Raw genomic sequence first — 12,631 nt, 5'->3', positions numbered from 1 at the left:
CCCAGTAGGTACGCTGCCATCCATGCGTGCACTTCTCGTGGTCAATCCGGCGGCAACCACCACAAGTGCACGCAGGCGTGACGTGCTCATCCACGCGCTGGCGAGTGAGATGAAGCTGGAGGCGGTCACCACCGGGTACCGCGGCCACGCGCGCGACCTCGGCCGGCAGGCGGCGGACAGCGACGACATCGACCTCGTGGTGGCCCTCGGCGGCGACGGCACGGTCAACGAGGTCGTCAACGGCCTCCTGCACGCCGGCCCCGACCTGGACCGGCTGCCCGGTCTCGCCGTGGTGCCCGGCGGCTCCACGAACGTCTTCGCCCGCGCCCTGGGCCTGCCCAACGAACCCGTCGAGGCCACCGGCATCCTGCTGGACGCGCTGCGCGAGGGCCGGGAGCGGGTCGTCGGGCTCGGGCTGACCTCGGGCACGCCGGGCACCGAGGACGAGGCGGTCCCGGACCGCTGGTTCACCTTCAACGCCGGGCTGGGCTTCGACGCGGGCGTGGTCGGCCGGGTCGAGCAGCAGCGCGAGCGCGGCAAGACGTCGACGCACGGGCTGTACGTCCGTCAGGTGGTCCGGCAGTTCCTCGGCGAACAGAACCGCCGGCACGGCGCGATCACGCTCGAACGGCCCGGCGAGGACCCGATCCCGGATCTTGTCCTCGCCATAGTCTCGAACACGGCCCCGTGGACGTATCTCGGCAATCGCCCCATGTACACATCACCTAAGGCCTCGTTCGATACCGGCCTCGATGTGCTCGGTCTCAGCCGCCTGTCGACGGCCGCGGTTGCCCGGTATGGCACCCAGTTGCTCACTTCGTCCCCCGAGCGCGGACCCCAGGGCAGGCATGCCCACTCACTGCACGACCTGGACCAGTTCACCTTGCATTCGAAGGCTCCTCTGCCCCTGCAGATGGACGGCGACCACCTCGGACTGCGTACGAGCGTGACGTTCACAGGTGTACGCCGCGCACTGCGTGTGATTGTGTGAGCGGAACGGCCTAAAGTCCTTTCACTCGAACGTTTAGGCCAGGATCCACCCCATGGAAGTACGGCTGTGACCCAGTCGACACCGAGGAATCAAAAAAAACTTTCCGGAAGGGGTTGTATCCGTCGCTGAGGTTTGCGAGTCTCTACGTGGCGATCGGGACGGCCCGCAACACCGGCCTCCACTGATCACCGGAACCCCTCTTCAACCACAGGACCACGCCGGGGAAGACTCGACGGTCGGCCCTTCACTTGTTGAGGGATTCGTGAAAGCGTTCACATTCACAAGCAACTTGCACGTAATACCAAGGAGAGGTAGCAGCCATGGACTGGCGTCACAACGCCGTTTGCCGCGAGGAAGACCCCGAGCTCTTCTTCCCCATCGGCAACACCGGTCCTGCGCTGCTGCAGATCGAGGAAGCCAAGGCCGTCTGCCGTCGCTGCCCGGTGATCGAGCAGTGTCTGCAGTGGGCGCTCGAGTCCGGTCAGGACTCCGGCGTCTGGGGTGGTCTCAGCGAGGACGAGCGCCGCGCCATGAAGCGCCGCGCCGCTCGCAACCGGGCTCGTCAGGCCTCCGCCTGACATCCCACCCCTGCTGACAGCCTGAGCTTGGCGGCGCGTGCACCACGTACGCATCTCCCGCCCCCGAGCCGCAGCGCGCAGTATCCCCCGATGCCGCTAGCGATTGAGCAGAGCAGCAACGAGCACGAGCCTCGGACCCATGGCGGTCCGGGGCTTTTTGCTGTGCTGGGGCCCCTTTGCCGTGGAGGAAGTTGCCTACTTCTGCGCCCGCACCGGGATGTCGAGGATCACCCGGGTGCCCCGCTCCGGTGCCGGGACCATGTCGAAGGAGCCGCCCAACTCACCCTCCACCAGGGTCCGTACGATCTGCAGGCCGAGGTTGCCCGAGCGGTGCGGGTCGAAGCCCTCGGGCAGGCCGACGCCGTCGTCCTGGACGGTGACCAGGAGGCGAGCCTCCTTCGTCGTACCGCCGCGGACCGCGGAGACCTCGACCGTGCCGGTGTCGCCCTCGCGGAAGCCGTGCTCCAGGGCGTTCTGCAGGATCTCGGTGAGAACCATGGACAGCGGGGTGGCGACCTCGGCGTCCAGGATCCCGAAGCGTCCGCTGCGCCGGCCGGTCACCTTGCCCGGCGAGATCTCGGCGACCATCGCCAGCACGCGGTCGGCGATGTCGTCGAACTCCACGCGCTCGTCCAGGTTCTGGGACAGCGTCTCATGGACGATGGCGATCGAGCCGACCCGGCGCACGGCCTCCTCCAGGGCCTCGCGGCCACGCTCGGAATCGATGCGCCGGGCCTGGAGGCGCAGCAGGGCGGCGACCGTCTGGAGGTTGTTCTTCACCCGGTGGTGGATCTCCCGGATGGTAGCGTCCTTGGTGATCAACTCGCGTTCGCGGCGGCGCAGTTCGGTGACGTCCCGGCAGAGCACCAGCGAACCGATGCGGGTGCCCTTGGGCTTGAGCGGGATCGCCCGGAACTGGATCACCCCGTCGTTGGCCTCGATCTCGAACTCGCGCGGCGCCCAGCCGCTGGCGAGCTTGACGAGCGCCTCGTCCACCGGGCCCCGGGTCGGGGCGAGTTCGGCGGTGGTCTGCCCGAGGTGGTGGCCGACCAGGTCGGCGGCGAGGCCGAGGCGGTGGTAGGCGGACAGGGCGTTGGGGGAGGCGTACTGGACGATGCCGTCCGCGTCGAGCCGGATCAGTCCGTCGCCGACGCGCGGCGAGGCGTCCATGTCGACCTGCTGGTCCGGGAAGGGGAACGATCCTGCCGCGATCATCTGCGCGAGGTCCGAGGCGCTCTGGAGATAGGTCAGCTCCAGCCGGCTCGGGGTGCGGACGGTGAGCAGATTGGTGTTGCGGGCGATCACGCCGAGGACACGGCCCTCACGCCGTACAGGGATGGACTCGACCCGTACGGGGACCTCTTCGCGCCACTCCGGGTCGCCCTCGCGCACGATCCGGCCCTCGTCGAGGGCCGCGTCCAGCATGGGCCGGCGGCCGCGCGGGACGAGGTGGCCGACCATGTCGTCCTGGTAGGAGGTGGGGCCGGTGTTGGGGCGCATCTGGGCGACCGAGACGTAGCGGGTGCCGTCGCGGGTGGGGACCCACAGGACCAGGTCGGCGAAGGAGAGGTCGGAGAGCAGCTGCCACTCCGAGACCAGCAGGTGGAGCCACTCGAGATCGGAATCGTCGAGGGCGGTGTGCTGGCGGACCAGTTCGTTCATGGAGGGCACGTCTGCGAGCGTACCCGCACGTTTGAACGTGGCTGAAAAACAGCCGCGACCGGCCCCGGAAACACCCGCGGGCCGCGGCGCCTGGAAGGGACCCTCAACCCTCCCGGCACCGCAGCCCGGAGCATCATCGGCCGCGGGGTGTGCGGTCCCGGTCGGCCGAAGGTCGAGGAGCCGGGGCAGTCAGGGCAGAGAGCTCCGGTTCCTCGATCCGCCTTCCTGTGCGGGGAAGACGGAGGCTTGTGTGTTCATGTGGAATTGTGGACTAGACCACAACGATGTGTCCATGGTCTTGTCGGCTCGCACGACTGATGGCACTCGATGCCACGCAGCCTAGCCCGCCGGGCTCAGTCATGGGGCCAGATGGACATGGCAATTTCCGCGACCGCCTCCAACTCCGCCCGGCTCGCTCCGTCCCGCGCCTGCTGGGACATGCCCTGGATCATCGCGCCGGCGTGCCGGGCGAGGGCGCCGGCGTCGGTGCCGGCCGGGAGCAGTCCCGCCGCGATGTCCGCCCGGATCCGGGAGGCCATGGCCGCGATGTTGGCGTTGCGCTGCCCGCGCAGCAGCTCCTCCACCTCGGGGCTGGTGCAGTTGGTGGCCGCGTGCACGACCAGACAGCCGTAGGGGTGGGCGGGGTCGGTGTACTCGGCGGCGGCCTCGCGCAGCATGCGGGCGACGCCCGCGCGGGCGGTGGGCTCCTCGGCGAGGGCGCGGTCACTGAAGGCGCCGTGCGTGGCGCCGTAGACCTGGACGACCTCCTCGAACAGGCTCCGCTTGTCACCGAAGGCCGCGTACAGACTGGGGGCTCCGATGCCCATGATCCGGGTGAGGTCCGAGACCGAGGTGGCCTCGTAGCCGTGCTCCCAGAAGGCCATGAGCGCCTTCTCCAGCGCCGTGGCCCGGTCGAAGGAGCGCGGCCGGCCGCGCGTCCTGCCAGTGCTGGCCTGCGCTTTCGTGTCCTGACCGTCCACCATGGTGGGTATTTTATAGCGGACCCTAGAAAATTGTCCCGGGGGTGGTGTACGGTTTTTTTGTATCGACCGCTAGACAAATGCGAAGGGGTGGCGGGCATGGGTGCGCTCACGGGGAAGACGGCGCTGGTCACGGGCGGAAGTCGGGGCATCGGGCGAGGTATCGCCGAGCGGCTGGGGCGGGACGGCGCCCGGGTGGCGGTGCACTACGGGAGCAATGAGGCGGCCGCCAAGGAGACGGTCGCGGCCATCGAGGCGGCGGGCGGCTCGGCGTTCACGCTCGGCGTGGAGCTGGGCACACCGGGGGACGCCGCGCGACTGTGGGAGGAGTTCGACCGGCACGCGGACGGCCTGGACATCCTCGTACACAACGCGGCCATCGCCGCCGCACGCCCCTTCGCGGAGATCGAAGAGGAGGAGTACGACCGGCTGTTCGCGGTGAACGTGAAGGCGCCGTTCTTCCTCACCCGGCTCGGGGCGGACCGGCTGCGGGACGGCGGCCGGGTGGTGAACATATCGTCCGGTCTCGCACGGGCCGCCTCGATGCCCGATCTGGTGGCGTACTCCATGACGAAGGCGGCCCTGGACGTGCTCACCCGGGACCTCTCCAAGGTGCTCGGCCCGCGCGGCATCACCGTGAACTCGGTGGCACCCGGCATCGTCGACACGGATGTCAACGCCGACTGGCTGCGCGCCAGCGACGAGGCATGGCGGCAGGCAGCCGGTTACTCGGCACTGGGCCGGGTGGGCACACCGGCGGACATCGCCGACGTGGTGGCCTTCCTGGTCTCGGAGGACGGCCGCTGGGTGACGGGCCACTGGCTGGACGCGACGGGAGGATCCCTCACCTGACCGCTTCCCTGAACTTCCCCGGGTCTTCTCCTCCCCTTTCCCTCCTTCCCCGCGCCGGCGAACCCCGGCTCTGTTAGATTGGTCTAAACCACATGGAGAGGCGCAGAGCCCACTTCAGAACGGCAGGCCCAGCGTGGAAGTTGTCATCGTTCCGGATGCCGCGGCGGGCGGCGAGCTGATCGCCGAGGCCATGGCCCAGCTGCTGCGACGCAAGCCCGACGCCCTGCTCGGCGTGGCCACCGGCTCCACCCCGCTGCCCGTCTACCAGGCGCTCACCGCCAAGGTGCGCTCCGGTGCCGCGGACACCTCGCGGGCCCGGATCGCCCAGCTCGACGAGTACGTGGGCCTGCCCGCCGACCACCCCGAGTCCTACCGCTCGGTGCTGCGCCGCGAGGTCCTTCAGCCCCTCGGCATCGGCATGGACGCCTTCCTCGGACCCGACGGCACCGCCGAGGACGTCCTGGCGGCGTGCGAGGCCTACGACCGGGCACTGGCCGAGGCCGGCGGGGTGGACCTGCAGCTGCTGGGCATAGGCACCGACGGACACATCGGCTTCAACGAGCCGTGCTCCTCGCTCGCCTCGCGCACCCGGATCAAGACCCTGACCGAGCAGACCCGCATCGACAACGCCCGCTTCTTCGACGGCGACATCGACCAGGTCCCGCACCACGTCATCACCCAGGGCATCGGCACCATCCTGGAGGCCCGCCACCTGGTCCTGCTCGCGACCGGCGAGGGCAAGGCCGACGCGGTCGCCGCCACCGTCGAGGGCCCGGTCGCCGCCGTCTGCCCGGCCTCCGCCCTCCAGCTGCACCGGCACGCCACGGTGGTCGTCGACGAGGCGGCCGCGTCCAAGCTGAAGCTCGCCGACTACTTCCGTCACACCTACGCCAACAAGCCGGACTGGCAGGGGATCTAGTCGAGGGCGCCGGTGCCGATGCCCGTGCCGGTGCGCATACCGGTACGGGTCGCGCACAGCGGGGCGATGGACTAGACCAACATGGGGTGCGACGGTATACAGAGGAGATCACGGGGCGTGCGGGTGGACTCCGGACACACGAAGCCGTGCCACGATGTGAGCCGTGGCCGATGCCAGGTCGGCCGCTTCGGCATCCGGAGCCGGGAAGGCAGAGCATGAGCACCGACGTCAGCAGTGCGGAGAACGAGGCCGGCACAACCGTCCGTACGGCGCGCGTGCCCAAGTACTACCGCTTGAAGAAGCACCTGCTCGACATGACGGAGACGCAGGCGCCGGGCACGCCGGTCCCGCCCGAGCGCACGCTGGCGGCCGAGTTCGACACCTCCCGCACCACCGTCCGCCAGGCCCTGCAGGAGCTGGTCGTGGAGGGCCGGCTGGAGCGCATCCAGGGCAAGGGCACCTTCGTCGCCAAGCCCAAGGTCTCCCAGGCGCTGCAGCTCACCTCCTACACCGAGGACATGCGCGCCCAGGGCCTGGAGCCGACCTCGCAGCTGCTCGACATCGGGTACGTCACCGCCGACGACCGGCTCGCCGAGCTGCTCGACATCGCGGCCGGCGGACGCGTGCTGCGCATCGAGCGGCTGCGTATGGCCAACGGCGAGCCGATGGCGATCGAGACGACGCACCTGAGCGCCAAGCGCTTCCCGGCGCTGCGCCGGTCCCTGGTGAAGTACACGTCCCTCTACACCGCCCTCGCCGAGGTCTACGACATCCACCTCGCCGAGGCCGAGGAGACCATCGAGACCTCCCTGGCCACCCCGCGCGAGGCCGGCCTGCTCGGCACCGACGTGGGCCTGCCGATGCTGATGCTCTCCCGCCACTCCCTGGACCGGGAGGGCAAGCCGGTGGAGTGGGTGCGGTCGGTGTACCGGGGAGACCGCTACAAGTTCGTCGCGCGGCTCAAGCGGCCGGCGGAATAAGACGCGTCGGCTCTGTGTGGACGTTCGCTGAATCGATATACCGATATGCGGACGAGGTCTTCCACTGGCGCGACACCGTCACCTAGATTGCCTGCGCATTACACAGGTGATCAGCGAGGGGACGGAGAGCCGTGACATGTCCGAAGCACCTGAAGTGAGACCACCGGTTGTGACACCGGTCCGCGTGATCATCGGGCTGTGTCTCGTCGCGCCCTTCGTGGCGATGCTGTGGGTCGGCTCGTACGCCAAGACGGACCCGGCGTTCATCGGGATCCCGTTCTTCTACTGGTACCAGATGCTCTGGGTACTGATCTCCACCGCGCTCACCATGACGGCGTACCAGCTGTGGCAGCGTGACCAGCGCTCCCGCGCCACTCAGAAGGGTGGTGGGTCGAAGTGAAGAACGGCGTCAACGGCGTCGCGCTCGGCGTCTTCATCTTCTTCTTCCTGGCCGTCACGGTCATGGGCTTCCTCGCCGCACGCTGGCGCAGGGCCGAGAACGAGCACTCGCTGGACGAATGGGGCCTGGGCGGACGGTCGTTCGGCACCTGGATCACCTGGTTCCTGCTCGGCGGCGACCTGTACACGGCGTACACCTTCGTCGCCGTACCGGCGGCGATCTACGCGGCGGGCGCGTCCGGCTTCTTCGCGGTGCCGTACACGATCCTGGTCTACCCGCTGATCTTCACCTTCCTGCCGCGCCTGTGGTCGGTGTCCCACAAGCACGGTTATGTGACGACCTCGGACTTCGTGCGCGGCCGCTTCGGCTCCAAGGGCCTGTCCCTGGCCGTGGCGCTGACCGGCATCCTCGCGACGATGCCGTACATCGCGCTCCAGCTCGTCGGCATCCAGGCCGTGCTGGACGTGATGGGCGTGGGCGGCGGGGACAACACCAACTGGTTCGTGAAGGACCTGCCCCTGCTGATCGCCTTCGGCGTGCTGGCGGCCTACACCTACTCCTCCGGCCTGCGGGCCCCCGCCCTGATCGCGTTCGTCAAGGACGGTCTGATCTACATCGTCATCGCGGTGGCGATCATCTACATCCCGATCAAGCTGGGCGGCTTCGACGACATCTTCGCCAAGGCCGGGCACGCGTTCAGCCAGGTCAACCCGGCGACGGGCAAACCGCGCGGCGCGCTCGCGCCGCCGGAGGCGGGCCAGTGGACATACGCCACGCTGGCCCTGGGCTCGGCGCTCGCGCTGTTCATGTACCCGCACTCGATCACCGCGACCCTGTCGTCCAGGAGCCGTGACGTGATCCGCCGCAACACCACGATCCTGCCGCTGTACTCCCTCATGCTCGGCCTGCTGGCCCTGCTGGGCTTCATGGCGATCGCGGCCGGAGTGAAGGTCAAGAACGGCCAGCTGGCGATCCCGCAGCTGTTCGAGGACATGTTCCCGGACTGGTTCGCGGGCGTGGCCTTCGCGGCGATCGGCATCGGCGCGCTCGTACCCGCCGCCATCATGTCGATCGCGGCGGCGAACCTCTTCACCCGCAACATCTACAAGGACTTCATCAAGCCGGACGCCACACCGAAGCAGGAGGCCCAGGTCTCCAAGTTCGTGTCCCTGCTGGTGAAGGTCGGCGCCCTGGTCTTCGTCCTCACCATGGACAAGACGGTCGCCATCAACTTCCAGCTGCTGGGCGGCATCTGGATCCTGCAGACCTTCCCGGCCCTGGTCGGCGGCCTGTTCACCCGCTGGTTCCACCGCTGGGCACTGCTCGCCGGCTGGGCGGTCGGCATGATCTACGGCACGGTCGCCGCGTACGGGGTCGCCTCCCCGGCCCAGAAGCACTTCGGCGGCTCGGCGAAGGAGATCCCGGGCATCGGTGAGATCGGCTACATCGGCTTCACCGCGTTCGTGCTCAACGTGGCGGTCACGGTGGTCCTGACCCTGGTCCTGAAGGCCGTGAAGGCCCCCGAGGGCCTCGACGAGACCAGGCCGGAGGACTACACGGCGGACGCGGGCGACCCCGGAGTGCAGGTGGAGCTGCCGCCGGCGACCGCGGGCAGCGCGCACTAGCCCACCCGGGCCGGGCGCCCTAGTCCCGCGTGCGCCCGGCCATCGCGTCCCAGAAGCGGTCCAGATCGCGGACGCGCATGCCGACCCAGTGCGGGGTCTTCCTGTGCACGGTCCTGGGGAACTTGCGGCGTACGGGTCCGGGCAGCAGGACCTGCTGCTGGCGGCAGAACGGCTCACCGATCTCGCCCCGGGGGACATCGCCCCGGGGCGGGTACGGGCAGAGCTGGAACTTGCAGTCGGGCAGACAGGTGGTGCCCGGTGGGGGCGGGGCGGACGTACCGGGCCGCAGGTCGGGCCGCAGTGGCTCGCGGCTCGTGGCGATGCACGGCGGGAGCGGCGTGCAGGACCGCTCCGCGCGGGCCATGCGCTCCTCGACCTCGTCCGGGTATCCGTCCCGTTCCATCAGGTTCAGCATGATCAGCACGTCGGCGACGAGATGCTGGGCCCGCCCGTCGAGGGTGCTCCACCCGGCGGAGGGCGGGATCCACAGGTTGTGCTTGCGGTAGCCCTGGGTCCCGCCGGTACGGGAGCCGATGTTGTCGGTGACGGTCTTCTCGTCGATCCACAGAAAGCGCTCGGGCTGCCCGGTCTCCAGCGCGAGGGCCACCAGATCACCCGCCTCGGCGACGAACGGGTGCAGCACTCGCCGGGTCGAGTCGCCGTCCGTGCCGCTCTGGCCGGGCACGCCGTTGACCGTGCCCGCCATCGACAGCCAGCGCTGCACCGTCTGCACGGCGCTCGTCCCGCCGATCGACCGGGACGGCCCGCGCGCCCCGTCGCGGTCCTCCTCGAGCCATCCCGCGCCGTCGGCGTCCTGGTCACGGCGGCCGAGGCTGTCCGGCAGCTCCCACAGGCACAGCGCCTGAAGCAGCGTCAGCTGGGTGTACCAGCACCGTGACTGCTGCAGCACGGTCTCCGCCTGCCGGATCAGGTCGGCACGGCTGCCCGGGTACGAGAAGGGGTGGCGTTTGCGCCGGTTGGCCGCGTACTTGAAGCCTTGGGCCAGCGCGATCTCCAGGGCGAGGGGCAGGTCCGGGGTGCCACGGGTGTACTTCGGATCGAGATGACGCAGCCACTTGGTGAGGCGTTCGCGGGCCTCGTCCCGGTGGGAGTCGTCGACGGAGCCCAGGAGCATGGGAATCATCCAGGCCCGCATCACGAACTCCCTGGACAGCTTGGTACGGTCCCGCCGGTACCGCTGCTTGGTCTCGAGCCGCCTGGCCTGCAGCCGTTCGACGGCCGCCGACGGCTTGCCCCGCGCGGAGACCTGGGCGTCCCTCTCCCTCCGCATCCTTGTGGTCCACTCGCCGTACTGCCTCCGCCTGCGGGCTCTCAGGTCGCGGACCTCCTTGTCGTACTCCCTGATGGGGTCGGTGTTGAGACCGATGTACTCACGGATCACGGCGAACGCCGCGTTTCCGCCGCTGCCGAACTCCTGGGCGGCGGCGAGGCGTACCGCGTAGGAGGGCTCCTTCTTGCCGATCTGGAAGAGCGTGTCGTAGAGCGGCATGGTGTCGATCTTGTCGGAGGCCTCGCGCAGTGCCGTGCCCAGTTGCTTGAGCAGTCTCAGCTTGGCGTCCTCGAGGGTGCGCCGGTCGGACTTGATGCGCAGCCAGCGCTCCTGCACCTTGTCGACGATGTCGCTCAGCAGTCTCGGCCGGGGCTCCACGCTGTCGACCTCCAGGGCCGCCGCGTAGAGGTCGAGGGCCTTGGGGTCGTTCGTACGGCGGTTCGCGGCCGTGAGGAGCCGGTCGGCCAGGGGCCGGCCGTACACGGGAGCCTGCCGTCGCAGCTCGGCCATGTCCTTCCTCAGCTCGGCCCGGACACTGCCGCCCTTGGCCGACAGTTCCGCTGCCCGGCGACGGGAGAGCAGGACCAGAGCGATGAGCAGCTCACGGCTGGGCCCCGGCGGCTGCAGGGCCTGCTGGATCAGCTCGCCCCCGCCGCGCTCCCCGAGGTGATGCAGCATGCGGAAGCCGAAGTAGGCCTGCATGATGCTGTGCGGGAAGCGGAGCCTCTTCTCGGAGCCCTCCACCAGCTGCAGCTTGTCGGCATGGGCGGCGAAGCGGGCGAGCGCGGCCTGGCACTGGCTCATGTTGCCCTCGCTCAGCCGCATGCCCTCCTCTTCGCTCAGGTGAGCGCAGAGCGTCTTCCAGATCCGTTCCCGATGCCACTCCGAGAAGGTGTTCCCGCGCTTGCCGTACCGGTCGAAGCGGCGGGCCCTGGTCCACAGGTGGCCCGCCCGGGCCCACGCCCGCCGCGCCGGATTGGGGTGTACGTCACTGTCCAGTAGTGCGCCGAAGCCGACCTCCAGCCTGTCCTGGAGCAGTCCGATGCACGCGAGCGCGGAGACCACCTCGACGGTGTCGCGGCGCTCCTCGGGGCTCAGCTCGACGTTCTCGCGCAGTCGCCCCTCCCGCAGGGCGCGGTCCCACGTCTCCAGCAGCCACAGCCGTAGCGTGCTGCGATCCCGGCTGCGGGTGTCCAGCCGGTCCGCGTCGGGGTGCGGACAGTCGCGCTCCAGGTCGCCGTGGTGGTGCAGTTCGCGGGCAATCTGCAGGTAGATGGGCGAATCGGTGACCTCCGCGGTCTCGACGATCCAGTCCACGCGGCGCTCGTCCGTCTCCGGGACCCGCGCCTCAACGAAGCGCAACGCCTGCTCCTCGCCCAGCGGTTCGAGTTCCACGATCGCGGCGGAGGTGCTCTCCAGCGGGCTGTGCGGCCGGGACGCGATGACGAGGGGCAGCTTGTCCTCGTGGGCGCGCTCGATGGCCTCGCGGATGATGTTGTCCCGGTTCTCCTGGAACCTCTCGTCGAGGACCGCCTCTTCCAGGCCGTCGGCGAGGACGACCACCTTGTCGTCGGCGAGCAGCTGTTGCCAGACCCGGTCGTTCTTGGTGCGCGCCAGAATGCCGTGGGGCGCCTCCTCGGCGAACCGTTGCCTGGCCAGACGCTCGAAGTTCAGGTCGGCCCCGGTGGCGTCCCGCAGCCGGATCGGCACGGGAACGGCGTGCTGCCGGGCCAGCAGTTCGGTGAGCCGCACCAGCACGGCGGTCTTGCCCGTGCCGACACCGCCGACGAGCAGATACGGCCTGCGGGTCTCACGCTGTCGCAGCCGCTGGGCGATGACCCGGGCGACCTCCTCACGGCCCACGATCTCGGCCATGTCCGGCCCGGCGGTGAGCACCAGTTCGCGCGGATGCCTGCGCGCCTTCGCGAGATAGCGCCGCTTGGTCCAGCTGTACCAGACGAACAGGAAGAATGCGGCAGCGACGGAGGCGGCGAGGAGCGGACCGACGAAGCGGAGCACGGAGTCGAACCCCGTACTGGACCTCTTGCGCCACTCCTCGAAGGGGGTCGTGTGATGCGTGAACAGGATCCAGAGACCCTCCGCCATCCACATCAGGAGCAGGCACAGGAAGAACGCCCAGATGATCCGGGTCGCGTTGGTGTACGAGAACCATCGGCGCCACTTCTTGGGGCGGATGGTGTCGCGCCGGGCCTCCAGCCCGATCGTCACGTGGTGCCAGTAGCCGAGGAGAACACGCCTGCCCCGGCGCCACACCCGCCTCGGGTACAGCGTCGCCATGGGCGCGCTGCGCAGCCGCTCCTTGCCCGGCGGGTGAAGGACGATCCTCGTCATG

At 69.4% G+C, this 12,631-nt stretch carries 10 protein-coding genes; 7 read left to right on the top strand and 3 right to left on the bottom strand.

Translation table 11 applies throughout. The annotated features are described in order from the left end of the window. Positions 1–22 precede the first annotated feature (22 nt). Both ACH47Z_RS12710 and ACH47Z_RS12705 read left to right on the top strand, forming a co-directional pair. A complete protein-coding gene (locus tag ACH47Z_RS12710; protein ID WP_399073223.1) occupies positions 23–991 on the top strand; it encodes a diacylglycerol/lipid kinase family protein in 969 nt (322 codons plus the stop codon). Positions 992–1,311: 320 nt separating this feature from the next. Next, entirely contained in the window at positions 1,312–1,569 is a 258-nt protein-coding gene (locus ACH47Z_RS12705; RefSeq protein WP_003992873.1) for a WhiB family transcriptional regulator, read from the top strand. 195 nt (positions 1,570–1,764) lie between these two features. On the opposite strand, the gene ACH47Z_RS12700 is transcribed toward ACH47Z_RS12705, so the two are convergent. Both ACH47Z_RS12700 and ACH47Z_RS12695 read right to left on the bottom strand, forming a co-directional pair. Next, entirely contained in the window at positions 1,765–3,240 is a 1,476-nt protein-coding gene (locus ACH47Z_RS12700; RefSeq protein ID WP_399073222.1) for a sensor histidine kinase, read from the bottom strand. Between the two features lie 344 nt (positions 3,241–3,584). Then, positions 3,585–4,214, bottom strand: coding sequence for a TetR/AcrR family transcriptional regulator (locus ACH47Z_RS12695; RefSeq protein ID WP_399073221.1), 630 nt, complete (start codon positions 4,212–4,214; stop codon positions 3,585–3,587). Positions 4,215–4,310: 96 nt separating this feature from the next. On the opposite strand from ACH47Z_RS12695, the gene ACH47Z_RS12690 reads away from it, so the two are divergent. The 5 genes from ACH47Z_RS12690 (at position 4,311) to mctP (ending at position 8,987) form a co-directional block, all read left to right on the top strand. Further along, positions 4,311–5,063: an SDR family oxidoreductase gene (locus tag ACH47Z_RS12690; RefSeq protein WP_399073220.1), complete on the top strand. Its 753-nt coding sequence runs from the start codon at positions 4,311–4,313 to the stop codon at positions 5,061–5,063. Positions 5,064–5,196: 133 nt separating this feature from the next. Beyond that, a complete protein-coding gene (gene nagB, locus ACH47Z_RS12685) occupies positions 5,197–5,982 on the top strand; it encodes a glucosamine-6-phosphate deaminase (RefSeq protein WP_399073218.1) in 786 nt (261 codons plus the stop codon). Between the two features lie 215 nt (positions 5,983–6,197). Beyond that, positions 6,198–6,962, top strand: a complete 765-nt coding sequence (locus ACH47Z_RS12680; protein WP_399073216.1) for a GntR family transcriptional regulator — start codon at positions 6,198–6,200, stop codon at positions 6,960–6,962. Positions 6,963–7,098: 136 nt separating this feature from the next. Continuing rightward, positions 7,099–7,362 (top strand): DUF3311 domain-containing protein, encoded by a 264-nt coding sequence (locus ACH47Z_RS12675; protein ID WP_399073215.1) that lies wholly within the window; start codon positions 7,099–7,101, stop codon positions 7,360–7,362. Next, the gene (gene mctP, locus ACH47Z_RS12670; RefSeq protein WP_399073213.1) at positions 7,359–8,987 is read left to right on the top strand and encodes a monocarboxylate uptake permease MctP; all 1,629 of its coding nucleotides are present in this window, start codon (positions 7,359–7,361) and stop codon (positions 8,985–8,987) included. The genes ACH47Z_RS12675 and mctP overlap by 4 nt, the downstream gene beginning before the upstream one ends. Before the next feature lie 19 nt (positions 8,988–9,006). Here the strand turns inward: mctP and ACH47Z_RS12665 are convergent, their stop codons facing one another. After that, positions 9,007–12,630, bottom strand: coding sequence for an NACHT domain-containing protein (locus ACH47Z_RS12665; protein ID WP_399073212.1), 3,624 nt, complete (start codon positions 12,628–12,630; stop codon positions 9,007–9,009). Position 12,631 lies beyond the last annotated feature (1 nt).

It is taken from the genome of Streptomyces sp. NPDC020192, from assembly GCF_044388685.1.
Classification (GTDB): Bacteria; Actinomycetota; Actinomycetes; order Streptomycetales; family Streptomycetaceae; genus Streptomyces.
The sequence above is the reverse complement of the archived record's forward strand: the minus strand, read 5'-3'. Positions and strand labels throughout refer to the sequence as shown.

Bases quoted from the DNA above. Each gene is read 5' to 3' on its own strand.
- ACH47Z_RS12710 (WP_399073223.1), top strand. From the start codon at position 23: ATGCGTGCACTTCTCGTGGTCAATCCGGCGGCAACCACCACAAGTGCA.
- ACH47Z_RS12705 (WP_003992873.1), top strand. From the start codon at position 1,312: ATGGACTGGCGTCACAACGCCGTTTGCCGCGAGGAAGACCCCGAGCTC.
- ACH47Z_RS12695 (WP_399073221.1), bottom strand. From the start codon at position 4,214: ATGGTGGACGGTCAGGACACGAAAGCGCAGGCCAGCACTGGCAGGACG.
- ACH47Z_RS12690 (WP_399073220.1), top strand. From the start codon at position 4,311: ATGGGTGCGCTCACGGGGAAGACGGCGCTGGTCACGGGCGGAAGTCGG.
- ACH47Z_RS12680 (WP_399073216.1), top strand. From the start codon at position 6,198: ATGAGCACCGACGTCAGCAGTGCGGAGAACGAGGCCGGCACAACCGTC.
- ACH47Z_RS12675 (WP_399073215.1), top strand. From the start codon at position 7,099: ATGTCCGAAGCACCTGAAGTGAGACCACCGGTTGTGACACCGGTCCGC.
- ACH47Z_RS12665 (WP_399073212.1), bottom strand. From the start codon at position 12,630: ATGACGAGGATCGTCCTTCACCCGCCGGGCAAGGAGCGGCTGCGCAGC.